Source organism: Micromonospora sp. MH99 (genome assembly GCF_021442385.1).
In the GTDB taxonomy this organism is placed as follows: Bacteria; Actinomycetota; Actinomycetes; order Mycobacteriales; family Micromonosporaceae; genus Micromonospora.
Genome location: NZ_MUZA01000018.1, coordinates 1 through 26,377, shown reverse-complemented (window position 1 = coordinate 26,377; position 26,377 = coordinate 1). Strand labels below are relative to the sequence as shown.

The following is a 26,377-nucleotide window of genomic DNA, read 5'->3' as shown; positions in this document are numbered from 1 at the left end:
TCTCCCGAGCGTCGGAGGCAGCAACTTCCGGGAAGTTGCGCAGGGCGCGGGGCGCGGTGCGCGGGGCGCGGGGCGCGGTGCGCGGGGCGCGGGGCGCGGGTCGTCAGGGGGCGTGGGGTGGGGGAGGGCGTGTCCCGTGGGGCTGCTGGGAAGGAGGCCGGTTAGGGTGTCGAACACACGTACTGCTGACGGCTGGGGGAGGGGGCGGCGTGCGGGTGCTGGGGGTCGACCCGGGGTTGACGCGGTGCGGGGTGGGCGTCGTCGAGGGCGTGCCCGGCCGGCCGTGCACGCTCATCGCGTACTACGTGGTCTACACCGACCCGGCCGACGACCTGCCGCTGCGCCTGCTGCACCTGGACCGGTCGCTGACCAAACTGGTCGCCGAGCACCAGCCGGAGAGCGTCGCCGTCGAGCGGGTGTTCAGCCAGCACAACGTCCGGACGGTGATGGGCACCGCCCAGGCCAGCGGCATCGCCGTGCTGGCCGGGGCGCGGGCGGGGCTGCCGGTGCAGACGTACACGCCCAGCGAGGTGAAGGCGGCGGTGACCGGTTCCGGTCAGGCCGACAAGGCGCAGGTGACCGCCATGGTGACCCGGCTGCTGCGGCTGGACGAGCCACCGAAGCCGGCCGACGCCGCCGACGCTCTCGCCCTGGCCATCTGCCACGTGTGGCGCGGCGGCACCCGTTCCAAGCTGGCCGCCGCGGCCGATCGGGCACGACGAGGAGGAGCACGATGATCGCCAGCGTGCGCGGCACGGTGACCGCGACAGGCCCGGATCTGGCCGTGATCGAGGTCGGCGGTGTCGGCCTGGCCGTGCACTGCGCCCCGGGGACCCTCGCCGACCTGCGGGTGGGGCAGCCGGCGCGGCTGGCCACCAGCCTGGTGGTCCGGGAGGATTCGCTGACCCTCTACGGTTTCGCCGACGACGACGCGAAGGCGTTGTTCGAGCTGCTGCAGACCGCCAGCGGGGTCGGCCCACGGCTGGCCCAGGCGGTGCTGGCCGTGCACACGCCGGACGCGGTGCGAAAGGCCATCGCCAACGCCGACACCGCCGCGCTGACCCGGGTGCCCGGGATCGGCAAGAAGGGCGCCGAACGCCTGGTGCTGGAGTTGCGGGACCGGATCGGCCCGGTGTCGATCGGCGCCGACGGGGTGGGCGGCGTGACCGCTGGCGCCTGGCCCGATCAGGTGCGGCAGGCGCTGATCGGTCTGGGTTGGACGGCCGGGCAGGCCGACCAGGCGGTGGCCGCCGTGGCGGAGACCATCGACGGTGCCACCCCGCCCGTGCCGGTCCTGCTCAAGCAGGCCATCCGCCTGCTGGGTCGTACCCGATGACCGCCCAGGGGCGACGGGGGGCGGCGCGGTGAGCGACACCGACGGGCTCGTCTCGGCGTACGTCAGTGATGCCGACCGGGACGTGGAGGCCACCGTGCGGCCCCGGCGGCTGGCCGAGTTCATCGCCCAGGACCGGGTGCGCGATCAGCTCGACCTGTTGTTGCAGGGCGCCATGCGGCGGGGGTCGCCCCCGGATCACATCCTGCTGTCCGGGCCTCCCGGGCTGGGCAAAACGAGCCTGGCCAACATCGTCGCCGCGGAGCTGGGCGCCGGCATCCGCGTGACCAGCGGTCCGGCGATCGAGCGTTCCGGCGACCTGGCGGCGATCCTGACCAGCCTCGCCGAGGGCGACGTGCTCTTCATCGACGAGATCCACCGGATCGCGCGGCCGGCGGAGGAACTGCTCTACAGCGCGATGGAGGACTTCCGGGTCGACGTGGTGGTCGGCAAGGGGCCGGGCGCCACCGCGATCCCGCTCGACGTCGAGCCGTTCACCCTGGTCGGCGCGACCACCCGCTCGGGTCTGTTGACCGGGCCCATGCGGGACCGGTTCGGCTTCGTCGCGCACCTCGACTTCTACGCCCCGGCGGACCTGGAGACGCTGCTGCACCGTTCGGCGCGCATCCTCGGGGTGCCGATCACCGCCGACGGCGCGGCGGAGATCGCCGGCCGGTCCCGGGGCACGCCGCGGATCGCCAACCGGCTGCTGCGCCGGGTCCGCGACTACGCGGAGGTCCGGGCCGACGGTGTGGTCACCCTGGGCACCGCCCGCAAGGCCCTGACGGTGTACGACGTCGACGCGCTGGGCCTGGACCGGCTGGACCGGGCGGTGCTGACCGCGCTGGTGGACTCGTTCCGGGGCGGCCCGGTCGGGTTGTCCACGCTCGCCGTGGCGGTGGGGGAGCAGCCGGACACGGTCGAGGAGGTCTGTGAGCCGTTCCTGGTGCGCGCCGGCCTGCTGGCTCGTACCCCGCGGGGCCGGGTGGCCACGGAGGCTGCCTGGCGGCACCTGGGGCGTACTCCGCCGAATGGTACATTTGGGATGGATGTCCCGTCTGCGCCCGATCTGTTCTCCCTGGACACCGATCAGCCGTGATGTGAACGTGATCTGTGCCGCATTCGGTGTTCTCAGGTGCAGGGATTAGACTTCGCCGCGGTCTGTACAGGATGTGAGAATCCGCCTCCGCTCCGGCACTCCCGTGCCGTGGCTGGTGGCCAATGGGAAGGCAGTAACCGTGCAATACCTTGCAGCGGGTGGTGGGGCCGGCGGCTTCACGCCGATCCTGATGATCGTCCTGCTCTTCGGCGTCATGTACTTCATGATGATCCGTCCGCAGCAGAAGCGTCGCCGCGATGCGGAGGCCATGCAGTCCGCGCTGGGCCCGGGCGACGAGGTTGTCACCATCGGCGGGCTCTACGGCACGGTCACCGGCGTCGAGGACGACGCCGTGCTGCTCGAGATCGCTCCGGGCGTCCAGACCCGCTACGCCCGGCCGGCCATCGCCCGGGTGGTCACCCGCGCGGAGCTGCCGAGCGAGCCGGTCACCGAGGACGCGGACACCGTCAAGGACTGACTCCGCCCGCCGGGCGACGGTTCTGGCGTACGGCCAGGCGACCGGAGTTCGGGGCCGCCCCGTCACGGACGGGGCAGCGGACGCGACGTGAAAACTGGATAGTTGGGTCGACGCCGGGCGTCGGCACGTTCCCGTGACCGTCGGCGTCCCACGCCGGCGTGTCCGGCCAGCGCGCCGGCACCCCCGTCGGCCAGGTCAGACCCGTTGGCCGGGACCCCCGGCCCGACACTCGCCGCCGCCGCGCGCAGCGGCGCGACCGTACAGGGAGACAGGACAACCGTGGCACCACCTCAGGGACAGATGCGACCCGGCCGGCAGCTCGCCGTGCTCGGGTTCATCTTCGTCGTCCTCTATCTTTTGGTGTTCTTCTCGGGCGGCGCCAGCGGCAGCTTCAAGGACCGGCTCGAGCCCAAGCTCGGCTTGGACCTGATCGGCGGCACCCGGATGACGCTGGAGGCGACAAACAACGTCGACGGCAAGCCCCCGACTGCCGAGAACCTTGAGGAGGCCCGGCAGATCATCGAGAACCGGGTCAACGGCCTCGGCGTGGCCGAGGCCGAGGTGGTCACCGAGGGCAACCGGAACATCGTCATCTCCCTGCCCGGTGAGAACCGGAACCTCGACGAGGTGGGCAGCGCGGCCGAGCTGCGCTTCCGCAAGGTGCTCAAGGCCGCCGACGGCAGCGGGACGGCCGCCGCGCCGCCGGCCGCCACGGCGGCTCCGCCGGGCAGCGTCACCCCGTCCGGCGCCCCGTCGGCGACCCCGTCCGGCAGCGCCGCGCCGAAGGTGAGCCCGTCGGCCAGTGGTGGACAGGGCGGGATGGCGCCCGCGCCGTCCGCCAGTGCCACGCCTGCCACGCCGACCCCCTCGGCCTCGGCGAGCGCCCCCGCGCCGTCGGCGAGCGCCAGCGCCGAGCCGGTGCCGGCGAGCGTCGAGGAGCAGCGCAAGGCCGTCGAGCAGAAGGTCGGCGCCGCCGCCTGGCAGGCCGCCAGCGGTCTGCAGGCCCCCGCCGACCTGAGCGCCGACCCGTCGCTGGGCGACAAGCTCAAGCCGTTCAGCGCGCTGTCGCCGCAAGAGGTCGCCGTGCTGCCGGCGCAGATGCAGTTCAACGTGCCGACGATCGGGTGCGCCCAGCTCGACAAGCGTCCCCCGGCGTCGATCTCCGACCCGAAGCAGCAGGTCGTGTCCTGCGAGGGCGGCGCCTCGAAGTACCTGCTCGACCAGGCCAAGGTCCTCGGCACCGACGTGGACGACGCCGACGCGGTGCTCGACCAGACCAACGCCTGGGTGGTCAGCCTCGACTTCACCGGTGACGGCCAGAGCAAGTGGACCGCGTTGACCCGTGAGGCGTTCAACAACGAGGGCCAGGCCTGCGACGCCAGCGCGCTCGGTCAGGACGGCAAGTGCCGGGTGGCTGTCGTCCTGGACAACGAGATCGTCTCCTCCCCGGAGATCCAGGGCGTGCTGACCGGCAACTCCCAGATCACCGGCAACTTCAACCAGAAGGACGCCAGCGCGCTCGCCGGCCAGCTCCGCTACGGCGCGCTGCCGGTGACCTTCAAGGCGCAGGAGTCGCAGAACGTCACCGCGACCCTGGGGGCCAGCCACCTGCGCGCCGGTCTGCTCGCGGCCGGCATCGGCATGCTGCTGGTCATCATCTACGCGTTCTTCTACTACCGGCTGCTCGGCTCGGTGATCTTCCTGAGCCTGATCCTCTCCGCGCTGCTCGTCTTTGGCGCGCTGGTGGTGCTCGGCCGGCAGATCGGCTTCACGCTCACCCTCGCCGGCATCGCCGGCATGATCGTCTCGCTCGGTGTGGCGGCGGACTCGTTCGTCATCTACTTCGAACGACTCAAGGACGAGATCCGGGAGGGGCGCAGCCCGCGCAGCGCGGTGCCCCGCGCCTGGGTCCGCGCCCGCCGGACGATCATCTCCGCCAACGCGATCACCCTGCTCTCCGCAGTGGTGCTCTACGTGGTCTCGGTCGGCACGGTCAAGGGCTTCGCGTTCGCCCTCGGCCTGGCCACGGTGCTGGACCTGGTCGTGGTCTTCCTCTTCCGGCACCCGATCATGACGATGTTCGCCCGGACCCGGGCGTTCCTGTCCCCGCGGGTCAGCGGCCTGGGCCGGGCGCTTCCGGCCCGCAACCAGCAGACTCAGCCCCGCAACCCGCGCGCCAAGGAGGCCTGAGATGGCTCAGAACGGTTTGGCGAGCCGCCTCTACAACGGCGAGGCCGGTCTCAACGTCGTCGGCCGGCGCAAGCTCTGGTTCGGCGTCGCCGGGATCCTGATCCTGATCGCGATCCTGAGCGTGTCGATCCGCGGGTTCAGCCTCGGCATCGAGTTCGCCGGCGGCAACTCGTTCCAGGTGCCGGCCAGCGTCGGCACCCTGAACCAGGCCGAGGAGCAGGTCGACGCCGCGCTCGCGGCCGAGGGCGGCGGCGCCGAGGTGGTGACCGCGCAGAAGGTCGGTGGCACGGGCGGCGACACCTACGAGCTGCGTACCGGTCAGCTCAGCGCGGAGCAGGCCACCGCCGTCAAGGCCGACATCGCCAAGCGGTTCGGCATCAGCGCCGACCAGATCAGCGGCAACCAGGTCAGCGAGGCGTGGGGCAGCCAGGTCACCTCGCGGGCCGTGCTCGGTCTGGTCATCTTCATCGCGCTGGTGATGGTCTACCTGATCCTGCGCTTCGAGTGGCGAATGGCGGTCGCCGCGGTGGCGTCGCTGTTCACGAACCTGATCCTCACCGCCGGCATCTACTCGCTTGTCGGCTTCGAGGTCACCCCGTCGACGATCATCGGTTTCCTCACGATCCTGGGCTTCGCGCTCTACGACGTGGTGGTGGTCTTCGACAAGGTCCAGGAGAACACCCGCGGCATCACCGCCAACAACAACATGACGTACGGCGAGGCGGCCAACCTGGCCGTCAACCAGAGCCTCATGCGGTCGCTGAACACCTCGGTGGTGGCCCTGCTGCCCGTCGGTGGTCTGCTCTTCATCGGTGCCGGCCTGCTCGGCGCCGGCACGCTGAAGGACCTCGGCCTGGTGCTGTTCGTGGGTATGGCGGTGGCGTTCCTGACCTCCATCCTGGTGGCGACGCCGCTGCTGGCGCTGCTGAAGAACTACGACCCCCGCATCCAGGCGCACAACAAGCGGGTGCAGGCCCGTCGGGGCACGCCGGGCCGTGGCGAGGTCACCGGCAAGGGCGCTGCGGCCCCGGTCGAGGGCGAGGTGGCCGACGCGCCGCTCGACCCCGACTCCGCCGCGCTGGCCGGCGCCGCCCCGAAGGTGGGCGCGCGGCCGGTGGGCAAGCGGCCGACCGGCGCCCGGGGCGGTCGCCCCGGCGGCGGCGGTAACCGGCCCGGCGGCGCCAAGCGGCGCTGACCGGCCCCGGGGTCGACCCGGGAGGAAACGCCCGAACGGCGTCCGGCATGCTGTGCGAGCAGCATGCCGGACGCCGTCGTCGTGGGAAGGGAAACGAACAACCGTGACGGAGACCCACAGCACCGCGGCGCGCGGGGACAGCGGCCCGGAGGCCGCCCGGTTGGTGGCCAGCCGGGTGCTGGACGTGCCGGACTTCCCCAAGCCCGGTGTCCTGTTCAAGGACCTGATGCCGCTGTTCGCCGACGGCAAGGCGTTCCGCGAGGTCGTCGACGGGATCGTCGCGTACCACGGGCGGGACGGCTTCGACGTGGTGGTGGGCATCGAGGCGCGCGGCTTCGTCGTCGCGGCGGCTGTCGCGTACGCGGCCGGGGTGGGCGTGGTGCCGGTGCGCAAGGCCGGCAAGCTGCCCCGTCCGGCGCACTCGGTGTCGTACGCGCTCGAATACGGCGAGGCCACCCTGGAGGTGCACGAGGACGCCTTCACCGCCGGCCACCGGGTGCTGGTCGTCGACGACGTGCTGGCCACCGGCGGCACCGCCGAGGCGACGCTGGACCTCGTCGAGCGGGCCGGCGGGACGGTCACGGGCTTCACCGTTCTGCTGGAGATCGGCTTCCTGGGCGCGCGGGAGCGGCTGGCGCCGCGCCCGGTCCATGCCCTGCTGACCGTTTGAGCCCGGCCCGTCGGGCGGAGCTCGCGCCGACCGTCCGGCGGAGCGGCAGGGGACCGTCCGTGCGGGTAGCATTGCCCTTTGCTGACGCCGGCGGTACACCGTCCGGCGACGCGAGACCAGGCCGGCCGACGTTCGGCCGGTGTGTTTCCGGCGAGCGGTGAGGAGGCCGGTGTCCCACGATGTCGTCCCTCCGGCGGAGGGCACGGTGCACCCGACAGGCGACGCTGACGGCTCGGTGACCGACCGGAACGGCGACGCGCCGGCCCGGGTGACGGGCACCGACAACGGCTCCGGCAGGGCTCCTGCCGACGGCGCGACGGCTCCGACCGGGGTCCCGGTGAGCGCCACCACCGAGGCGTCCGCGGGCGCCGACGGGGTCGTGGTCCCGTTCCCGACCGACGCCGGCGTCGACCCGTCGCCGAGCGGTGGCTTCGGGCTGTCCAACGCGCCCACCGGTCGGCGGGTGCGCGCCCGGCTGGCCCGGTTCAACGCGCCCTGGCAGACCTCGCAGGTCAGCGAGGTGCTGGAGCCGCTCATCGCGAGTCACCGGGAGAACCACCCGAAGGCCGACGCGCGGCTGCTCCAGCGCGCCTTCGACACGGCCGCGCGGTGGCACTCCGGGCAGTACCGCAAGTCCGGCGACCCGTACATCACCCACCCGCTCGCCGTCGCCACCATCCTCGGCAACCTGGGCATGGACACCACCACGCTCGTCGCCGCGCTGCTGCACGACACCATCGAGGACACCGAGTACACGCTCGACGCGATGCGCGCCGACTTCGGCGGCGAGGTCGCCCTGCTGGTCGACGGCGTCACCAAGCTGGACAAGGTCAAGCTGGGCGACGCCGCCAAGGCCGAGACGATCCGCAAGATGGTCGTGGCGATGGCCAAGGACCCGCGGGTGCTGGTGATCAAGCTGGCCGACCGGCTGCACAACATGCGCACCCTGACCTTCCTGCCCCGCCCCAAGCAGGAGCAGAAGGCCAAGGAGACGCTGGAGATCCTGGCGCCGCTCGCCCACCGGCTCGGTATGAACACGATCAAGTGGGAGCTGGAGGACCTGGCCTTCGGCACCCTGTTCCCCAAGCGCTACGAGGAGATCAACCGGCTGATCGGGGAGCACCAGCCGCAGCGGGAGTCGCTGCTGCGGCAGGTCACCCAGAAGGTCGGCACCGACCTGAAGGCCGCCAAGATCAAGGCGGAGACGACCGGGCGGCCGAAGCACCTCTACTCGATCTACCAGAAGATGATCGTGCGGGGTCGCGACTTCAACGACATCTACGACCTGGTCGGCGTCCGGATCCTGGTCGACACCGTGCGGGACTGCTACGCGGCGCTCGGCGTGATCCACGCCAACTGGCAGCCGGTGCCGGGGCGGTTCAAGGACTACATCGCCATGCCCAAGTTCAACATGTACCAGTCGTTGCACACGACTGTCATCGGGCCCACCGGCAAGCCGGTGGAGATGCAGATCCGCACGTACGCGATGCACCGCACCGCGGAGTTCGGCATCGCCGCGCACTGGAAGTACAAGGAGCACAAGGGCACCCAGATCGTCGGCCCGCCGGCGCACATCGACGAGATGACCTGGCTGCGGCAGCTGCTGGACTGGCAGCGGGAGGCGGCCGACCCGAGCGAGTTCCTGGACGCGCTGCGCTTCGACCTGTCCAGCCAGGAGGTGTACGTCTTCACCCCCAAGGGTGACGTCATCCCGCTGCCGACCGGGTCGACGCCTGTGGACTTCGCGTACGCGGTGCACACCGAGGTGGGGCACAAGTGCATCGGCGCGCGGGTCAACGGCAAGCTGGTGCCTCTGGAGTCGACGCTGTCCAACGGCGACGTGATCGAGATCTTCACGTCGAAGTCCGAGACGGCCGGCCCCACGCAGGACTGGCTGGGCTTCGTCAAGAGCCCGCGCGCCCGCACGAAGATCCGCCAGTACTTCAACAAGGAGCGGCGCGAGGAGGCGATCGAGGCCGGCAAGGACGCGATCGTCAAGGCGATGCGCAAGCAGGGCATGCCGTTGCAGCGGATGCTCACCTCCGACGCGCTGATGTCGATCGCCCGGGACCTGCACCTCGCCGACGTGGCGTCGCTGTACGCGGCGGTCGGCGACAGTCAGGTCTCCGCGCAGTCGGTGGTGCAGAAGCTGATGGCCGCGTACGGCGGCGAGGAGGGCGCGGCGGAGGACATCGCCGAGACCGCCGTCGCCACCCGGCCGCCGCGCAGCCGCCAGAGCAGCAGCGATCCCGGTGTGGTGGTCCGTGGCGTCAGCGACGTCTGGATCAAACTGGCCCGCTGCTGCACGCCGGTCCCACCGGACTCGGTGTTCGGCTTCGTCACCCGCTCCGGCGGGGTGAGCGTGCACCGCGACGACTGCGCCAACGCCGAGGACCTGCGGGCCCAGGCCGAGCGGGTGGTCGAGGTGAGCTGGAAGCTCACGTCCGCCTCCACGTTCCTGGTGGCGATACAGGTCGAGGCACTGGACCGGCACAAGCTGCTCGCCGACGTCACCCGGGTGCTCTCCGACGAGCGGGTCAACATCCTGTCCGCGACGGTCACCACCACCCGCGACCGGGTGGCGGTGAGCCGGTTCAGCTTCGAGATGGCCGACCCGAAGCACCTGGGCCACCTGCTGGCCACCGTTCGCAAGGTCGACGGGGTCTTCGACGCGTACCGGGTCACCTCGGGCGCCTGAACCCCGTACCCCGCACACGAAAGCGCCCGCCGGCTCAGCCGGCGGGCGCTTCGTCGTCTCGTGCGGGTGTCAGCCCTGCGGCGGGCTCATCGTGAGGTCGGTGATCACGACCTCCTTCTTCGGGTGGCCGCCACCGGCCTGCTGGGCGAACGCCCCGTCGTCGCCGGCCTTGGCCACGTCCTTGACGATGTCCATGCCGCCGGTGACCGTGCCCAGCACCGTGTACGCCGGGTCCAGCGGCGAGTCGCCGTACACGATGAAGAACTGGCTGCCGGTGCTGCCCGGCTGACCGGAGTTGGCCATCGCGATGACGCCCTCCGGGTACGGCGGGCGCTTGTCGGTGGGCAGGTTCTCCTCCGGCAGTCGGAAGCTCGGGCCACCCGTGCCGTCGGTGTCCCGCCAGCCCTTGCCGGTGGCGCTCGGGTCACCGCACTGCAGCACCTTGATGCCCTCGGTCACCAGGCGGTGGCACTTGCTGTTGTCGAAGAAGTTCTTGTCCGCCAGGTAGGTGAACGCCCCGGCCGTGCACGGCACCTGCGACCTGTCGACCTTGGCCGTGATCGGGCCCAGGTTGGTGGTGATCGTCATGGTCTGCACGCCCTTGGCGGACTGCTGGTTGCTGGGCACCCCGACGTCCTTGATCTGCGGGGGCCGCTGGTCCGTCGGCATCGCGTTGTAGACGCACTCGCTGGCACCGGGCGCCGAGGCGGCGGTGTCGGTCTTGTCGTCGTCGCCGCCGAGGGTCGTGGCCAGCCACACGGTGCCGGCGACCACGAGCACCAGCACGGCGGCCGCGCCGACGATCGCCTGCGTCTGGCGGCGCTTGCGGGCCTTGGCCGAGCGCTCGGCCATCTCCTTCTCGAGTCGGGCGCGTGCCGCCGCGCGCTGCCGCTCTCTGGTGGACGTCACGCCTGGATCCTCCTGGCTGTTTGCTGCGGGGTGCCGCTCGGGTGGGGTGGGGCGACCGGTCAGCCGGCGCTCGGGCTGCTGGCCGGAGCACCGGACGGCGCCGGTGCCGCGCCGGTGACCGGCTCGCCGACCGTGAGGCTCTGGATCACCACGTCGGTCTTGGGCTTGACCTTTGCCCCGGTCCCATTGTCCACGGTCGGCAGGGCACCGATCTTCTCGACCACGTCGAGCCCACCGGTCACCTTGCCGATCACCGGGTACTTCGGGTCAGTGGTCGTGAAGTCCTTGAAGAAGATCAGGAACTGGCTGCCGTTGGCACCGGGCGGGTTGGAGATCATCGCCACGGTCCCCTTGGGGTACGTCGGCGGCTGACCGGGCGCCGGGCTGGCCGACGGCGACGCCGACGGCACGGTCGGCACGTCCTCGTCGTAGAACGAGTAGGTGGGCCCGCCGAGGCCGGTGCCGCTGGGGTCACCGCAGCGCAGCGCGCCGTCGGCGGTGATCTCGTGGCACTTGGTGTTGTCGTAGAACGACCGGCTCGCCAGGTGGGCGATGCTCGCCGCCGCGCAGGGGGAGTTGGCCAGGTTCAGCTCGGCGGTGATCGGCGCACCCTGGTTGGTGGTGACCGTCATCGCCCGGGTGCCGTCGGTCGGCAGGTCCTTGGTCGCCGGCGTGCCGACGTCCTTGAGGTTGGTGTTGGCGCTCGCGTCCTGCGGCGTCCAGAGGCAGGTGTCCTCCGCGGCGGTGTTCTTCTTCGGATCGGAGTCGAACGCACCGAGCGCCCAGGCCGAGCCGGCCACGATCACCGCGAGGACCAGGAAGGCGCCGACGCCGGCCTGGATCTGCCGGCGACGCCGCGTGGCGGCGGCCCGGCGAGCCAACTGCCGGTCGAGCTTGGCCCGCGCCAGTTTGCGCTGCCGGTCCCTGCTGGAAGCCACAGGTGCTCCCCTTTCCTCTGCCTGGTCGTCACCGGCGGCCGGGTACCCCGGCCCGTCCGGGCGTCGCGTGTGCCACGCCACACGCCCGCCAGAGTGTACGGCTAGTGACTGGGAATGTGGTGTACGAGGTCCACCCCGCCGCCAGCAGCCCATATCGTGCGATGTCACTGTGTCGGATGGGGCCTCGGGGGCGGACGCGGCAAACGCGCTCGCCGCGCCGGTTAGGCTGCTGGGCAGGACGACAGCTCGACGGAGAGGACAGCGCCCGTGCTCGTGGCCGGCTTTCCCGCGGACGCCTTCGGCACCAACTGCTATGTGGTGGCCACCGCGCCGGGGGAGCAGTGCGTGGTGGTCGATCCCGGCATCGGGGTGCTCGACCAGCTCGACGCGCTGCTCGCCGAGCACCGCCTGCATCCGGCCGCCGTGCTGCTCACCCACGGCCACCTCGACCACACGTTCTCGGTGGCGCCGGTCTGCGGCGCGCGCGGGATCACCGCGTACGTGCACCCCGGCGACCGGGAGATGCTCGCCGACCCGGCCAAGGGTCTGTCGGCCGACCTGACCTCGCTCTTCGGCGGCAAGCTGAGCTACACCGAGCCGGAGGACGTGGCCGAGCTGACCGACGGCGCGACCCTCACGCTCGCCGGCCTGGAGATCGCCGTCGACCACGCCCCGGGACATACCGGCGGGTCGGTGCTGTTCCGGCTGCCCGGCGCGGGGTCGGGCTGGGAGGCCGACGAGATCTGCCTCTCCGGCGACGTCCTCTTCGCCGGCTCGATCGGCCGCACCGACCTGCCCGGCGGCAGCATGCCGGCGATGCTCACCAGCCTGCGCGACAAGATCCTCCCGCTGGCCGACGACACCGTCGTGCTGCCCGGCCACGGCCCCAGCACCACCATCGGCCGCGAGCGCGCCAGCAACCCGTACCTCATCGAGGTGGCCGGCACGACGCCGGCCGCTCCCACCCGGGGCCTCTAGTTCTTCGTCCGCGCCGCGCGCGGACCCACGACACCACCGCGCCGCGGGCGCGGCACCGCAAGGAGTACGCCGATGAGCAAGCCCACGCCCATCTCCGGTTTCCCGGAGTGGACCCCCGGCCAGCGGATGATCGAGCAGTTCGTGCTCGGCAAGATCCGGGACACCTTCGAGCTGTACGGGTTCGCGCCGTTGGAGACCCGCGCCGTGGAGCCGCTGGACCAGCTGCTGCGCAAGGGCGAGACCTCCAAGGAGGTCTACGTGATTCGGCGGCTGCACGCCGACGCCGAGGGATCCGGTGGTGACGACCAGCTCGGCCTGCACTTCGACCTGACCGTGCCGTTCGCCAGGTACGTGTTGGAGAACGCCGGCAAGCTGAGCTTCCCGTTCCGCCGCTACCAGATCCAGAAGGTGTGGCGGGGTGAGCGGCCGCAGGAGGGGCGCTACCGGGAGTTCGTCCAGGCCGACATCGACATCGTCGACCGGGACACCCTGGCCGCGCACCACGAGGCGGAGATGCCGCTGGTCATCGGCGACGCGCTGGGCGCCCTGCCCATCCCACCGGTGACCATCCAGGTCAACAACCGCAAGATCTGGGAGGGCTTCTTCCGGGGCATCGGGGTGACCGACCCGGAGGCGGCGCTGCGTACCGTCGACAAGCTCGACAAGATCGGCCCGGCGAAGGTGACCGAGCTGCTGGCCGAGACCGCCGGGGCGAGCGAGGCGCAGGCCAAGGCGTGCCTGGCGCTGGCCGAGATCTCCGCCCCGGACGCCTCCTTCGCCGACGCCGTGCGGGCGCTCGGGGTGAGCGACCCGCTGCTCGACGAGGGCATCGAGGAGCTGGTCCGGGTGGTGGACACCGCCGCCGAGCACTCGCCCGGCCTCTGCGTGGCGGACCTGCGCATTGCCCGTGGGCTGGACTACTACACGGGCACCGTCTACGAGACCCAACTGCGTGGCTACGAGCGCTTCGGCTCGATCTGCTCCGGCGGCCGGTACGACAACCTGGCCAGCGCCGGCGCTGTCTCGTACCCCGGGGTGGGCATCTCGATCGGCGTGACCCGGCTGCTCGGGCTGCTCTTCGGCGCGGGGGAGCTGTCGGTCTCCCGTTCGGTGCCCACCTGTGTCCTGGTGGCCCTGGCCGACGAGGAGCACCGCTCGGCCAGCGGCCGGATCGCGTCGGCGCTGCGCGGGCGGGGCATCGCCACCGAGGTGTCGCCGAGCGCGGCGAAGTTCGGCAAGCAGATCCGCTACGCCGAGCGGCGTGGCATCCCGTACGTCTGGTTCCCGGGGGCCGACGGCGCTCCGGACGAGGTGAAGGACATCCGCTCGGGTGAGCAGGTCACTGCCGACGCCGGGGAGTGGGCGCCGCCCCGGGAGGACCTGAAGCCGAAGGTCGGTTGAGTGTCACGACTGGCGCGCACGGCCGCGGGGACCTACGGTAGCGTAAGTTACGCCACCGTAGGGAGTTACTCGTGACCGTGAGCACCACACTGAGCCAGACCGCCCTGCTCGTCGAGCTGGAGCCGGTCGTCGCGCGCAACCTGGACCGCCACCTCTCGCTGGCGAAGGAGTGGTTCCCGCACGAGTACGTGCCGTGGAGCGAGGGGCGCACGTTCGACGGGCCGCTCAATGGTGAGGCGTGGTCGCCGACCGACTCGACGATCCCGGACGTCGCCCGGACCGCGCTGATCGTCAACCTGCTGACCGAGGACAACCTGCCCTCGTACCACCACGAGATCGCCACCCTGTTCGGCCGCGACGGCGCGTGGGGCACGTGGGTGCACAGGTGGACCGCCGAGGAGGGCCGGCACGGCACGGCCATCCGGGACTACCTGACCGTCACCCGGGCGGTCGACCCGGTGGCGCTGGAGCGCGCCCGGATGACCCACATGTCCGCGGGCTACGTCAACGTGCACGACGACGAGGTGCTGCACTCGCTGGCGTACGTCTCGTTCCAGGAGCTGGCCACCCGGATCTCGCACCGCAACACCGGCAAGGCCACCGGCGACCCCGCCTGCGAGGCGCTGCTGGCCCGGGTCGCCGCCGACGAGAATCTGCACATGGTCTTCTACCGCAACCTGCTCGCCGCCGCGTTCGAGCTGGCCCCGAGCCAGGCCATGCGGGCGGTCGCCGACGTGGTGGCCAACTTCCAGATGCCCGGCAATGGCATCGACGGTTTCGCTCGCAAGTCGGTGGCGATCGCCCTCGCCGGCATCTACGACCTGCGCCAGCACCGCGACGAGGTGTTGCAGCCGGTGCTGCGCCAGTGGGACGTCTTCAACGTGACAGGCCTCGACGCCGACGGTGAGGTCGCCCGCGAGCAGCTCGCGGCCCAGCTGGAGGCCCTGGAGAACGCGGCGGCCCGCTTCGAGGAGAAGCGCGACGCCCGAGCAGCCCGCCTGGCCCTCCGCTAACCCCGTAACCCCACCCCCGCCACACCCCGTTGTTCATGAAGTTATTGCCGCGACACGCCGGCGAGGCGGGCAATAACTTCATGATCAACCGCCGAGAGGCCGCCGGAGATGGAGGCGGGGCGAGGGGGGTCTTCAGGGGGTTGGGGGGAGGGGGAAGAGGAGGCAGGTGCTTGTCGCGTGGGCTATCAGGCGGGCGTTCGCGTCGGTGAGGCGGGCTTCGGCCAGGGCCGTGCGGCGGCCGCGTTGCAGCACCGTGCCCTCGCAGCGCAGCGTGCCGCTGTCGACGGTGACCGGGCGCAGGAACTTCACGTTCAGGTCCAGCGAGGTGTAGCCGATCCCGGCGGGCAGCGTGGTGTGCACGGCGCAGGCGGCGGCGGTGTCCAGCAGGGTCGAGATGACGCCACCGTGGACGGTGCCGAGCGGGTTGTAGTGGAACTCCTGCGGGACCAGCTCGACGGCGACCCGACCCTCGTCGGCCTCCATCCGCGCCATGTCGATCAGGTGCATCACCGGGGGCGCGGCCAGCTCTCCGGCGATCATCGCGCGGAGCAGGTCGAGGCCGCTGCGCCGACCGACCTGCGCGGCGTTGGCCGCCGGGTCGGACCAGGTGAAGGTACGGCTGCGCGCCGGCTCCTGGGTCTGAGTCATGGACGCAGCCTGGCAGGACGTTGCTGAGTCTGTCAATGAGACCTAGCCTGGTCGGATGAGACCCGCGGCACTGGACTGGTCGGTGGAGAACTGCACCATCGCCCGCGCGATGGAGATCCTCGGCGAGCGGTGGACCATGGTGGTGCTGCGCGAGGTGTTCAGCGGCGTGCGGCGCTTCGACGACATGCGGGTCCGCACCGGTGTTCCGCGCCAGGTTCTCACCAACCGGCTGGCCGTGCTCGTCGAGCGGGGCGTGCTGCGCCGTGAGCCGTACCGGGAGCCCGGCAGTCGGCTGCGCCACGAGTACCGGCTGACGGAGAAGGGTCTGGCCCTCTGGCCGGTGCTGGTCGCCGTGCTCGGGTGGGGTGACCGGTACCTGGCCGACGCCGAGGGCCCGCCGTTGAGCGTGGAGCACCGCGACTGCGGCGCCCCGGTACGCGTCGAGCTGCGCTGCGCCGAGGGGCACTCGCTGGATGATCCCCGCGACGTCCTGCCCCGCCCGGGTCCGGGCGCGCGCCGCCGTACCCCCTGACGCCGTCCGCTCGTCCGCGTCGCCGTCCGCTCGTCTGCCGTCCGCGTCGCCGCCGTACGACGGCCCCCGCCGTGCTGCCCGATCCCGTGGTGATGCCGGCGTCGGGGCGCGGCGGGGGTTGTGGCGGCAACGGCGTCGGTCGGCAAGTGGTGTCCGAAACGGATCCGGCGGTCCTCAGGGGTGTGACGGCAGGTGCCCGCGAGCGTGTCCACGGTGTTGCGAAGGTGTGACCGGAGCGGGTCGACGAATTCGGGCGAAACCAGGTCTTGTCAATGATCTTAAGTATGTGAATACTTCAGTTCACTCGGCCGGTTTTCGCAGATCGGCCGGGTCGCCCTCGGGTCAGCCACCCCCGGCCGGACCCGTCTCCCCCGCCCAGGAGGTTTGTTACATGCGACCCACGAGGTCCTCATTCCGCGTTGCGGCGACTGTTGCCGTGAGCGGAACCCTGGTCGTCGGCTCGCTCATCGGCGCACCCGCCCAGGCCGCCCCCGCCGCCTCGCCCGACGCCGCCGCAGCCCTCTCCGCTCAGCTCGGCGACCGCTCCGCCGGCTCGTACATCGACGCCAGCGGCAAGACCGTCGTCACGGTGACCGACGCTGCCGCCGCCCGCACGGTCAGCAAGGCCGGAGCGAGCGTCCGGTACGTCACCCGCGGCGCCGCGGAGCTCAACCGGGCCACCGCCGAGCTGGAGCGCTCGGCGAAGATCCCGGGCACCGCCTGGTGGAGCGACCCGATCACCAACCAGGTGGTCGTCTCCGTCGACAGCACCGTCACCGGCGCCAAGCTGGAGCGGGTCAAGGCCGCTGCCGCGAAGGCCAACGGCGCGGTCCGCGTCGAGGCCGAGGCCGGCGTGCTCAGCACCCGGATCTCGGGTGGCCAGGCCATCTACACCGGCGGCTACCGCTGTTCGCTCGGCTTCAACGTGCGCAGCGGCAGCACCTACTACTTCCTGACCGCCGGGCACTGCACCAACCTCGGCACCAACTGGTACTCGAACTCCAGCCAGACCAGCCTGCTGGGCACCCGTACCGGCACCAGCTTCCCGGGCAACGACTACGGCATCGTGCGGCACAGCAACTCCGCGAACGCCGCCGGCAACGTCTACCTCTACAACGGCAGCTACCGGGACATCACCGGGTCCGGCAACGCGTCGGTCGGCCAGTCGGTGCAGCGCTCGGGCAGCACCACCGGCCTGCGCAGCGGCTCGGTGTCCGCGACCAACGCCACGGTGAACTACGCCGAGGGTTCGGTCTCCGGCCTGATCCGCACCAACGTCTGCGCCGAGGGTGGCGACAGCGGCGGCTCGCTCTTCTCCGGCAGCACCGCGCTCGGCCTCACCTCCGGCGGCAGCGGTAACTGCAGCAGCGGCGGGACGACCTACTTCCAGCCCGTCACCGAGGCCCTGAGCCGCTACGGCGTCAGCGTCTTCTGATCGATTCACCGCCCGCGGGTCGCCGGAACCCTCCGGCGGCCCGCGCCGCGCGTCCGGGGCCTGCCGTCCGCCCCGCCGAGCGCCCCGCCTCAGGCGAGGCGGTCCGGTCCGTCCGTGGGGAACAGGGGATCCGGCGGTACGACACCTGTCGTCGCCACGGCCGGCCCGAGCGGCGTGGCGCCGTCGCCGGCCCAGGCGAGGTGGGCCCGTCGGGCGGAGAGGACCGCCAACAGCGGCCAGAGCGACACGCCCACGGCTGTCACCCGTTCGGCCAGGCCGGTCCGGGATCCGCTGGTCACCTCGAACGCGAACCAGCCGAAGAGGGCGAGCAGCACGATCGTGGCGCTCAGCGCCACGCCCCGCCGAAACGCCCAGGGCGGCTGCGGGGCGCGCGGATGTGCCGCGTCCGGGCCACGCGGCAACCGCAGCGCCGACCCGGCCGGCCAGAGCGCCAACGCCAGGACGGCGATGGTGGCCGCGATGCCGTGGCTGAGCGAGCCGCCGACCGCCGGCCGGGGAAAGGCGACAAGCGCGATGGTGGCCACGCCGCCGACGGCGAGCAGGAAGCGGCTGGGCAGCCCGGCCGCGTGCAGCACGACGGCGATCGCCAGGTAGCAGCAGCCCAGCAGCAGCAGCGCAGTGATCATGATCCAGGAGTCGGTGGCGTCGTGCCCCGCCAGTTCGCTGATGGTGTCGCGAACCGGGTCGTACCCGGCCGGCTGCCGGGCGCCCGCGACCGTCCAACCGCCCACCAGCAGCACCGGCGCGGCCACCGCCGTGGCGACGCCCCAGTTCGGTACGGCGCGCATTCGGCCACGTTAACCGGCGCGACGGCCCGGCGAGCCGGGTTCGCCAGGCTGCCCACCGGGCGAAGCGCGCGGCCCGCCGCCTGCTCACCTGCGAATCGTGCCGGCCTGCCGGGTGCCCCCGAGCGGGGCCGGCCACCCCTGACAGAATGCGGGTGAGGACTGTTCCACGATGAGGAGTTGCCAGCCGTGATCCGTACCCACAATGCCGGAAGCCTGCGCGCCGCGGACGCCGGCTCGACGGTGACGCTCGCCGGGTGGGTCGCCCGCCGGCGTGACCACGGCGGCGTCATCTTCGTCGACCTGCGCGACGGCTCCGGCGTGGTCCAGGTGGTGTTCCGCGAGGAGGACGCGCACGCGCTGCGCAACGAGTTCTGCGTGAAGGTCGTCGGCGAGGTGACCCGTCGGCCGGCCGGCAACGAGAACCCGGAGCTGCCCACCGGCGAGGTCGAGGTGACAGCCGTCGAGCTGGAGGTGCTCTCCGAGGCCGCGCCGCTGCCGCTCCCGGTGGACGACCAGGTCGAGGCCGGTGACGACCTCCGCCTGCGGTACCGCTACCTGGACCTGCGCCGCAGCGGCCCGGCGAACGCGCTGCGCCTGCGCTCGCGCGCGAGCCACCTCGCCCGGGGGGTGCTGCACGAGCGGGACTTCCTGGAGATCGAGACGCCGACGCTGACCCGCTCGACGCCCGAGGGCGCCCGCGACTTCCTGGTGCCGGTCCGACTCCAGCCCGGCAGCTGGTACGCGTTGCCGCAGTCGCCGCAGCTGTTCAAGCAGCTGTTGATGGTCGGCGGCATGGAGCGGTATTACCAGATCGCCCGCTGCTACCGCGACGAGGACTTCCGCGCCGACCGGCAGCCCGAGTTCACCCAGCTCGACATCGAGATGTCGTTCGTCACCGAGGACGACGTGATCGACCTCGGCGAGGCGATCGTCTCGGCGCTGTGGAAGGACCTCGCGGGGCACGAGATCAACCGGCCGATCCCGCGGATCACGTGGCACGACGCGATGGCCCGGTACGGCTCGGACAAGCCGGACCTGCGTTACGGCGTGGAGCTGACCGAGCTGACCGACTACCTGCGCGGCACCGAGTTCCGGGTGTTCGCCGGCGCGATCGACGCGGGCGGCTACGTGGGCGCGGTCGTGATGCCCGGTGGCGCGGCGCAGAGCCGCAAGGAGCTGGACGGCTGGCAGGACTGGGCCAAGGCGCGCGGCGCGCGGGGTCTGGCGTACGTGGTGCTGGACGCCGAGACCGGCGAGGCGCGCGGCCCGGTGGCCAAGAACCTGTCCGCCGAGCACCTGGGCGGGCTCGCCGACGCGGTCGGCGCCAAGCCGGGCGACGCGGTCTTCTTCGCGGCCGGCGCGAACGCCCGCGAGGCGCAGGAGCTGCTGGGCGCTGCCCGGGTCGAGATCGCCAAGCGGGCCGGTCTGATCGACGAGAGCGCCTGGGCGTTCTGCTGGGTGGTCGACGCGCCGATGTTCGAGAAGACCGACGAGGGTGGCTGGACGGCCGTGCACCACCCGTTCACCTCGCCGAACGCGGAGTGGGTGGACCGGTTCGAGGAGGCGCCGGACCGCGCCCTGGCGTACGCGTACGACATCGTCTGCAACGGCAACGAGATCGGCGGCGGCTCGATCCGTATCCACCGGGGCGACGTGCAGAAGCGGGTCTTCGACCTGCTCGGCATCACGCCGGAGGAGGCGCAGGACAAGTTCGGCTTCCTGCTGGAGGCGTTCAAGTACGGCGCACCGCCGCACGGCGGCATCGCGTTCGGCTGGGACCGGGTCTGCATGCTGCTGGCCGGCGCGGACTCGATCCGCGAGGTCATCGCGTTCCCGAAGACCCGGGGCGGTTTCGACCCGCTGACCGGCGCCCCGACGCCGATCACCGCCCAGCAGCGCACCGAGGCCGGCATCGACGCCAAGCCCAAGCCGCAGCCGGCGGCCCACGCCGGCACGGCCGGCCCGGCAGCCCCGGTGGCCGACCCGGTCTGACCGCACCCCCCACTGCCCTTGCTTGGTTGATCAAGAGGTTTGCGTCATCATCGCCCCGCGAGATGACGCAAACCTCTTGATCATCGGTGGGGGAGTGGGCTGGGATGCGGGTGCTTGTTGTCGGGGGTAGCGGGTTTCTGGGCCGGGAGGTCTGTCGGCGGGCCGCCGGCGCCGGGTTCTCGGTCGTGGGGACGTACCACTGCGGGTCCGTCGGGGTGTCCGGCGTTGTCGGGCGGCGGCTGGACGTGACCGACCGCGCCGCCGTGCGCGCGCTGGTCGCCGAGGTGCGGCCGGACACCGTGGTCGCGACCCCCTATCGGTACGACGACTGGGCGGTCACCGCCGACGGGGCCGCTAACGTGGCCCTCGCCGCCGCCGAGGTGGGGGCGCGGCTGGTGCACCTGTCCAGCGACGCGCTGCACGGCGGCCGTCCCACGCCGTACGCCGACGACGACCCGCCCAGCCCGGTCAACGCGTACGGGGCCGCGAAGGCGGCGGCGGAGACCGCCGTGCGGGCGATCGACCCCGGTGCGGCGCTGGTGCGTACCTCGCTGATCCTCGGTGAGGGCAGCAAGCAGATCGAGCTCTGCCGCGAGGCGCTGGCCGGTCGGGCCGTCCTGTTCACCGATGAGTTCCGCTGCCCGATCGACGTCGGCGACCTGGCCGACGCCGTGCTGGAGTTGGCCTCTTCGTCGTACGCCGGGCTGCTCAATGTGGCCGGCCCGGACGCGGTCAGCCGGGCTGAGCTGGGTCTGCTGGTCGCCGAGCGGTTCGGTCTGGACGCGACGGGTCTGAAGACCACCACGGCCACCGCCGCCGGCGTGGTCCGCCCCAGCGACGTACGCCTCGACTCCTCCCGCGCCGCAGGTCTGCTCCGGACGCGGCTGCGCGGGGTGCGGGAACTCCTGGCCTGACCTCCTGCACACTTTCTATGCACAACTCTTGTGCATACGAAGTGTGCAGAGATAGTGTGCAGTCATGGCGAATGACGAAGCGACCCCGCGGCCCGCCCCGCGCGAGGTGCGGATCGACAAGCGGCAGGTCCGGGTGCTCGCGCACCCGCTGCGGATGCGGCTGGTCGGCGCCCTGCGGGTGAACGGGCCCGCCACCGCCACCACCCTCGCCGAGCTGCTCGGCACCAACACCGGCGCGACCAGCTACCACCTGCGCCAACTCGCCGAGGTCGGGCTGGTCACCGAGGATCCCGACCGGGGCAGCGGACGCCAGCGCTGGTGGCAGGCCGCGCACGACGTCACGAGCTGGGAGCCGAGCGACTTCGACGACGACCCCGACGCCCGTGCCGCGATCGAGTGGATCCAGGGCGACCAGGTGCGCCTCCTCGTCGAGCACGCCGAGCGCTGGTTCGCCACCCAGCACGAGTGGTCCCCCGCCTGGCGGGACGCCTTCGGCATGGGCGACGTGTTCATGACCATCCCGCCGGACCGGCTGGAGGCCCTCAAGACGGAGGTGTGGGAGGTGCTGGAGCGGTACCACCGGGAGGCCGAGCCGGTCGACGTGGCCGAGCCCACCGACCCGCAGGCCCGCCCGGTGCAGGTCTTCCTGGCCGCCTACCCGCTGCTGGACGGCCCCCGATGAGCGCGAGGAGTGAGCCGGGCTTGCGAGCCCCGCAGTCGCGAGTGGAGGTGGCGTCGTGAGCGCGAGGAGTGAGCCGGGGTTGCGAGCCCCGCAGTCGCGAACGGAGGTGGCGTCGTGAGCGCGCTGACCGTACGCCAGGTCCGGCGTCGTTACCTCACCCTCTACGGCCTGCGCTGGCTGCCCACGGGGTTGATGATCCCGGTGATGATCCTGCTGATGCAGGAGCGCGGCCTGTCGCTGCCGCAGATCGGCCTGGTCGGCACCGCGCAGGGGCTGCTGGTGCTCGCGCTGGAGCTGCCCACCGGTGGGTTCGCCGACGCCCTCGGCCGCCGACCCGTCCTGCTCGCCGCCGGAGCGCTCAACCTCGCCTCGCTGGCGCTCTTCGCGGTGGCCGACTCGTTCGCGCTGTTCTTCCTGGTCTGGGCATTGCAGGGCGTCTACCGGGCACTGGACAGCGGCCCGCTGGAATCCTGGTACGTCGACGCCACCCTGGCCGCCGACCCGCAGGCCGAGTACGAGAAGGGCCTCGGGTACGCCGGCACCGTCATCGGCGGGGCCATCGCGGGCGGCGCGCTGCTCAGCGGCGGCCTGGTCGCGCTCGGGCCGATCGGGCCGGTCAGCGCGCTCACTGTGCCGGTGCTGGTCGCGATCGTCGCCCAGGTGGTCGCGCTGGTCGCGCTGCTGGTCCTGCTGGTCGAGGAGCGGCCGGCCACCGGGTTCGCGGCGGTGCGGGCGTCGGTGGTGCAGGCGCCCCGGATGGTCGGTCAGGCCATCGGTCTGCTGCGCCGGTCCCGGGTGCTGCTCGCCCTGGTGGCGGTGGAGCTGTTCTGGGGCTTCGGCATGGTCACCTTCGAGTCGCTGCTGCCGGTCCGCCTCGCCGAGGTGGTCGGCGACCCGGAACGCGCCGCCGCGCTGCTCGGGCCGGCCAGCTCGGCCGCCTGGCTCGCCAGCGCGGCCGGCGCGGCACTGACCCCGCTGCTGCTGCGCTGGTTCGGGGCGGCTCCGGGCGCGGCCCTGCTGCGCATCCTGCAGGGCGTCACTGTGGTCGGGATGGGGCTGTTCGCGGGGCCGGTCGGAGTGCTGGTGGCCTACCTGGCCTGCTACGCCGTGCACGGCGCGTCGAACCCGCTGCACAGTGGTCTGTTGCACCGCCAGGTCGACGGCCCGTACCGGACCAGCGTGCTCTCGCTGAACTCGATGATGGGGCAGCCGTCCGCCGCCCTCGGCGGGGTGGTCCTGACCGCGATTGCCGCCAGCGTCAGCGTCAGCGCCGCGATGGTGGTCGGCGCGGTGGTGCTGGCCGTCGCCGCGCCGCTCTACCTGCCCGCCTGGCTGGCCGGCCGTCGACCCGCTCCCTCCAGCGAGCCGACAGTGGCCCCGGTCCCCGCCGATCGGTAGCGAAGGGCGCTCACCGGCGCCGGGCGCCGAGGCCGCTCACCGACGCCCCGGTGTCGATGAGCGGCCTCAGCCGAGGCGGATCGCGGTGAGGGACAGGGTGTCGGTGAAGCCGAGCCGGCGGTACAGCCGTACCGCCTGGACGTTGTGCGGGTAGACGCCGAGCCCGACCGTGTCGTGCCGGGCCAGCAACGCCCGGGTCATGCCGGCCGTCAGCGCCGCGCCCAGCCCCCGGCCCCGCTGGTCGGGGGCGACGGTCAGGCCGGCCAGGAACCCGACGTCGCCCCGGCTGCGGTCCGCGCCGCACGCCACCAGGCGGCCGCCGTCCCGGATGCCGTACCAGTCGAGCACCCGGGGGTCGTCCGGGCGCGTGGTGGTGGTCGGGAACGCCTCGTCGACCAGCGCCGCGAGCGCCGGGCGGTCGGCGTCGGTGAGTCGTACGACCCGCTGCTCGTCCGGCTGCGCCGGCGGCGTCACGGTGGTCCAGTGGAACTCCCAGTCGACGAACTCGTCCACCCCCAGCCGGCCCGCCGCCAGGGCGGGGTCGAGCCGGGGCAGGTGCATCCGGTGCTCCGGCCGCAGCACCCCGTCGGCGACCAGCGCGGCGCAGATCTCCAGCACCGGTTCGACGGGGCCGATGGCGTCGGCGCCCAGCCCGCGTTCGGGCGGCAGCAACCACAGCACGGCGCCGTCGCGCCGGTAGCCGTGCGCTGGCACACCCGGCGAGAGCGAGTGCCGGACGAACGGGTGGTCACCGGCGGCGGCCAGGATGGCGGCCCGGTCGTGGATCGCCTGGTCGTCGATGATCATGACGTCAGCCTAGGAGCCGCCGTACCGGCGGCCGCGCCGGGTCCGCCAGCCCGCGTGCTGATCCACGGTGGAGATTGACGAGTCGACCGATTGGGTACATCACGCGCCGACCTACTGGGAACCCCCACCGGAGGACCGACATGCTCGCCATTCTCGCGGCCATCGTCTTTGGCTTCGCTCTGCTTCTCGACCTGCTCAACACCGACTTCGGCGCCCCCGACCTGTTCAACTGGAACACCCTGGTGCTCATCGGCCTGCTCCTGCTCTCGCTCTACCTGGCCGGCGTCGGCAGCGGCCCGCGCGGCGGTGGCGGCGGTCGCTGGTACCGGGGCCGTCGCCCCGGCCGTGGCTGACCGAGACCGATCAGCGGTGACCCGGCCCGCAGCGCGATTCCGGCGTCGCGGGTCGGGCCCGGTACTGTCTTCGTGATGGAGTCCGACGCTCTCTTCTCCCTCGGTGCGCCCACCGGGCCGCGCAGCGCGCCCGAGGGCCCCGCCGGTGTCGACGGCTTCACTCCGGTAGCGGACGATTCGCCCCTGCCCGTCCGCATGCGGCCCGCGAGCCTGGACGAGCTGATCGGGCAGGACCACCTGCTCGCCCCCGGCGCACCGCTGCGGCAACTGGTCTCCGGCGGCGCCGCGATGTCGGTCATCCTCTGGGGACCGCCCGGCAGCGGCAAGACCACCATCGCGCACCTGGTGGCCGCCGCCACCGACCGCCGCTTCGTCGCCATGTCGGCCCTCTCGGCCGGTGTCAAGGACGTCCGGGCGGTGATCGAGATGGCCCGTCGCCAGCGCCGTTCGGGCGGCCCGCAGACGGTGCTGTTCATCGACGAGGTGCACCGGTTCAGCAAGACCCAGCAGGATTCGCTGCTCGCCGCCGTCGAGGACCGTACTGTCACGTTGCTCGCGGCGACCACCGAGAACCCGTACTTCTCGGTCATCTCACCCCTGCTGTCGCGGTGCGTGCTGCTCACCCTGCAACCGCTCGACGACGACGCCGTACGCGGCCTGCTGCGCCGCGCGGTCACCGACGAGCGCGGCCTGGGCGGCGCCCTCACCCTGACCACCGACGCCGAGGACCACCTGGTCCGGCTCGCCGCCGGTGATGTCCGCAAGGCGCTTACCGCGCTGGAGGCCGCGGCGGCCTCGGCCACGGCGCTCGGCGCCGGGCGCATCGACCTCGCCACCGCCGAGCAGGCGGTCGACGTGGCGGCGGTGCGCTACGACCGCGACGGCGACGCCCACTATGACGTGGTCAGCGCGTTCATCAAGAGCATGCGCGGCTCGGACGTGGACGCCGCAGTGCACTGGCTGGCCCGGATGCTGGTGGCGGGGGAGGACGCCCGGTTCATCGCCCGGCGGCTGGTCATCTTCGCCAGCGAGGACGTGGGCATGGCCGACCCCACCGCGCTGAGCGTGGCCACCGCCGCCGCGCACGCCGTGGAGTACGTCGGCCTGCCCGAGGCGCAGCTCAACCTGGCGCAGGCGGTGATCCACCTGGCCACCGCACCGAAGTCGAACTCGGCCACCACAGCGATCGGCGCGGCCATCGCCGACGTACGGGCCGGCCGGGGCGGTTCGGTGCCCCGAGGGCTGCGGGACGCGCACTACGCCGGCGCCCGAGGGCTGGGCCACGGCACCGGTTACCGCTACCCGCACGACGACCAGCGCGGCGTGGTCACCCAGCAGTACGTCCCGGACGACCTGGTGGGCGTCGACTACTACCAGCCCAGCCCGCACGGGGCGGAACGGTCGGTGTCGACACGGCTGCCGGTGCTGCGCCGGATCGTCCGCGGGCTGCCGCCGCCGCCCGCCCGCCCCGAAACCCCGACCGCCTCCTCGCCCGCGACAGCGGGCCCGTCGGTTGCGGCCCCGAGCGCGGGGTCGGCGGTAACACCGCAGCCCGCCCCGGCGCTTGTCGGTCGGAACGGCCAACCGGCCGCGGAAGCGGGCGGTCCCCGCACGAAGCAGGACAGCGGCACGGACGCCGCAGGAGAGGGTCAACAGTGAGATCGCGTGGTGCGGACCGCCCCGACGAGGGCCCGGACGAGCGGCGTGATCCCCGCGCGAAGGGCCGCCGCTGGGGTCGAGGCCGAGCCGAGGCCGAGCCGGAGGAGCCGGTGGCCGGCGAGGAGTTCGGCTGGATCGACGACCTGCGCTCGGCCAAGCAGCAACGCGGCGAGCTGGGCCCGGACGGGGCACCGGCCGAGCCCGGGCCGCCGCGCACGGGCGCGTCGCCGCCGCCGGACGCGCCGC

General features: G+C 72.4%; 24 protein-coding genes and 1 pseudogene. 20 read left to right on the top strand and 5 right to left on the bottom strand.

Features of this window, described 5'->3' with window-relative positions:
- Nucleotides 1–209 precede the first annotated feature (209 nt).
- The 8 genes from ruvC to B0E54_RS12440 all read left to right on the top strand — a co-directional run bounded on the left by ruvC (nt 210) and on the right by B0E54_RS12440 (nt 9,663).
- Nucleotides 210–737 carry a crossover junction endodeoxyribonuclease RuvC gene (gene ruvC, locus B0E54_RS12475; protein WP_234583505.1) on the top strand — a complete coding sequence of 176 codons (528 nt, stop codon included), beginning with the start codon at nt 210–212 and terminating at the stop codon, nt 735–737.
- Nucleotides 734–1,336, top strand: coding sequence for a Holliday junction branch migration protein RuvA (gene ruvA / locus B0E54_RS12470; protein WP_234583504.1), 603 nt, complete (start codon nt 734–736; stop codon nt 1,334–1,336). The genes ruvC and ruvA overlap by 4 nt, the downstream gene beginning before the upstream one ends.
- Nucleotides 1,337–1,364: 28 nt before the next feature.
- The gene (gene ruvB, locus B0E54_RS12465; RefSeq protein WP_234583503.1) at nt 1,365–2,432 is read left to right on the top strand and encodes a Holliday junction branch migration DNA helicase RuvB; all 1,068 of its coding nucleotides are present in this window, start codon (nt 1,365–1,367) and stop codon (nt 2,430–2,432) included.
- A gap of 139 nt (nt 2,433–2,571) precedes the next feature.
- Complete coding sequence (gene yajC / locus B0E54_RS12460) at nt 2,572–2,910, top strand: preprotein translocase subunit YajC (protein ID WP_308195356.1); 339 nt, start codon at nt 2,572–2,574, stop codon at nt 2,908–2,910.
- A gap of 279 nt (nt 2,911–3,189) precedes the next feature.
- Nucleotides 3,190–5,100, top strand: a complete 1,911-nt coding sequence (gene secD / locus B0E54_RS12455) for a protein translocase subunit SecD (protein WP_234583502.1) — start codon at nt 3,190–3,192, stop codon at nt 5,098–5,100.
- Nucleotide 5,101: 1 nt separating this feature from the next.
- Nucleotides 5,102–6,295 (top strand): protein translocase subunit SecF, encoded by a 1,194-nt coding sequence (gene secF, locus B0E54_RS12450; protein WP_234583501.1) that lies wholly within the window; start codon nt 5,102–5,104, stop codon nt 6,293–6,295.
- Nucleotides 6,296–6,398: 103 nt separating this feature from the next.
- On the top strand, nt 6,399–6,965 hold the full coding sequence (locus B0E54_RS12445; protein ID WP_234583500.1) for an adenine phosphoribosyltransferase: 567 nt from the start codon (nt 6,399–6,401) through the stop codon (nt 6,963–6,965).
- Nucleotides 6,966–7,134: 169 nt separating this feature from the next.
- Nucleotides 7,135–9,663: a RelA/SpoT family protein gene (locus B0E54_RS12440; protein WP_234583499.1), complete on the top strand. Its 2,529-nt coding sequence runs from the start codon at nt 7,135–7,137 to the stop codon at nt 9,661–9,663.
- Nucleotides 9,664–9,732: 69 nt separating this feature from the next.
- On the opposite strand, the gene B0E54_RS12435 is transcribed toward B0E54_RS12440, so the two are convergent.
- Both B0E54_RS12435 and B0E54_RS12430 read right to left on the bottom strand, forming a co-directional pair.
- Nucleotides 9,733–10,572 carry a peptidylprolyl isomerase gene (locus B0E54_RS12435; protein WP_234583498.1) on the bottom strand — a complete coding sequence of 280 codons (840 nt, stop codon included), beginning with the start codon at nt 10,570–10,572 and terminating at the stop codon, nt 9,733–9,735.
- Between the two features lie 59 nt (nt 10,573–10,631).
- Nucleotides 10,632–11,510 carry a peptidylprolyl isomerase gene (locus B0E54_RS12430; RefSeq protein WP_234583497.1) on the bottom strand — a complete coding sequence of 293 codons (879 nt, stop codon included), beginning with the start codon at nt 11,508–11,510 and terminating at the stop codon, nt 10,632–10,634.
- 267 nt (nt 11,511–11,777) lie between these two features.
- Here B0E54_RS12430 and B0E54_RS12425 point away from each other — a divergent pair, with 267 nt between their 5' ends.
- The 3 genes from B0E54_RS12425 (at nt 11,778) to B0E54_RS12415 (ending at nt 14,902) form a co-directional block, all read left to right on the top strand.
- A complete protein-coding gene (locus B0E54_RS12425) occupies nt 11,778–12,488 on the top strand; it encodes an MBL fold metallo-hydrolase (RefSeq protein WP_234583496.1) in 711 nt (236 codons plus the stop codon).
- A gap of 72 nt (nt 12,489–12,560) precedes the next feature.
- The gene (gene hisS / locus B0E54_RS12420) at nt 12,561–13,889 is read left to right on the top strand and encodes a histidine--tRNA ligase (protein ID WP_234583495.1); all 1,329 of its coding nucleotides are present in this window, start codon (nt 12,561–12,563) and stop codon (nt 13,887–13,889) included.
- Nucleotides 13,890–13,960: 71 nt separating this feature from the next.
- Nucleotides 13,961–14,902: an acyl-ACP desaturase gene (locus B0E54_RS12415; RefSeq protein WP_234583494.1), complete on the top strand. Its 942-nt coding sequence runs from the start codon at nt 13,961–13,963 to the stop codon at nt 14,900–14,902.
- Between the two features lie 132 nt (nt 14,903–15,034).
- Here B0E54_RS12415 and B0E54_RS12410 read toward each other — a convergent pair whose 3' ends face one another.
- A complete protein-coding gene (locus tag B0E54_RS12410) occupies nt 15,035–15,550 on the bottom strand; it encodes a PaaI family thioesterase (protein ID WP_234583493.1) in 516 nt (171 codons plus the stop codon).
- Nucleotides 15,551–15,605: 55 nt separating this feature from the next.
- On the opposite strand from B0E54_RS12410, the gene B0E54_RS12405 reads away from it, so the two are divergent.
- Nucleotides 15,606–16,082 carry a helix-turn-helix domain-containing protein gene (locus B0E54_RS12405; protein WP_234583492.1) on the top strand — a complete coding sequence of 159 codons (477 nt, stop codon included), beginning with the start codon at nt 15,606–15,608 and terminating at the stop codon, nt 16,080–16,082.
- A 391-nt stretch (nt 16,083–16,473) separates the two neighbouring features.
- On the top strand, nt 16,474–17,517 hold the full coding sequence (locus tag B0E54_RS12400; RefSeq protein ID WP_234583491.1) for a S1 family peptidase: 1,044 nt from the start codon (nt 16,474–16,476) through the stop codon (nt 17,515–17,517).
- Nucleotides 17,518–17,606: 89 nt separating this feature from the next.
- On the opposite strand, the gene B0E54_RS12395 is transcribed toward B0E54_RS12400, so the two are convergent.
- Nucleotides 17,607–18,326 (bottom strand): DUF998 domain-containing protein, encoded by a 720-nt coding sequence (locus B0E54_RS12395; protein ID WP_234583490.1) that lies wholly within the window; start codon nt 18,324–18,326, stop codon nt 17,607–17,609.
- A 186-nt stretch (nt 18,327–18,512) separates the two neighbouring features.
- Here B0E54_RS12395 and aspS point away from each other — a divergent pair, with 186 nt between their 5' ends.
- The 4 genes and pseudogenes from aspS to B0E54_RS12375 all read left to right on the top strand — a co-directional run.
- Nucleotides 18,513–20,318 carry an aspartate--tRNA ligase gene (aspS, locus tag B0E54_RS12390; RefSeq protein ID WP_234583489.1) on the top strand — a complete coding sequence of 602 codons (1,806 nt, stop codon included), beginning with the start codon at nt 18,513–18,515 and terminating at the stop codon, nt 20,316–20,318.
- Nucleotides 20,319–20,422: 104 nt separating this feature from the next.
- Nucleotides 20,423–21,232: a sugar nucleotide-binding protein gene (locus B0E54_RS12385; RefSeq protein ID WP_234583488.1), complete on the top strand. Its 810-nt coding sequence runs from the start codon at nt 20,423–20,425 to the stop codon at nt 21,230–21,232.
- Between the two features lie 64 nt (nt 21,233–21,296).
- Nucleotides 21,297–21,914, top strand: coding sequence for a transcriptional regulator (locus B0E54_RS12380; protein WP_234583487.1), 618 nt, complete (start codon nt 21,297–21,299; stop codon nt 21,912–21,914).
- 114 nt (nt 21,915–22,028) lie between these two features.
- Nucleotides 22,029–23,300 (top strand): annotated as a pseudogene (locus B0E54_RS12375) (MFS transporter); the annotation flags it as partial.
- A gap of 78 nt (nt 23,301–23,378) precedes the next feature.
- Here the strand turns inward: B0E54_RS12375 and B0E54_RS12370 are convergent.
- Nucleotides 23,379–24,119 (bottom strand): GNAT family N-acetyltransferase, encoded by a 741-nt coding sequence (locus B0E54_RS12370; RefSeq protein ID WP_234583485.1) that lies wholly within the window; start codon nt 24,117–24,119, stop codon nt 23,379–23,381.
- Between the two features lie 140 nt (nt 24,120–24,259).
- On the opposite strand from B0E54_RS12370, the gene B0E54_RS12365 reads away from it, so the two are divergent.
- The 3 genes from B0E54_RS12365 to B0E54_RS12355 form a co-directional block, all read left to right on the top strand.
- The gene (locus B0E54_RS12365; RefSeq protein WP_007458297.1) at nt 24,260–24,472 is read left to right on the top strand and encodes a hypothetical protein; all 213 of its coding nucleotides are present in this window, start codon (nt 24,260–24,262) and stop codon (nt 24,470–24,472) included.
- Nucleotides 24,473–24,547: 75 nt separating this feature from the next.
- Nucleotides 24,548–26,131 carry a replication-associated recombination protein A gene (locus B0E54_RS12360; RefSeq protein WP_234583484.1) on the top strand — a complete coding sequence of 528 codons (1,584 nt, stop codon included), beginning with the start codon at nt 24,548–24,550 and terminating at the stop codon, nt 26,129–26,131.
- On the top strand, nt 26,128–26,377 hold a 250-nt coding region (locus B0E54_RS12355), incomplete at its 3' end, for a hypothetical protein (RefSeq protein WP_234583483.1). The genes B0E54_RS12360 and B0E54_RS12355, both read left to right, overlap by 4 nt.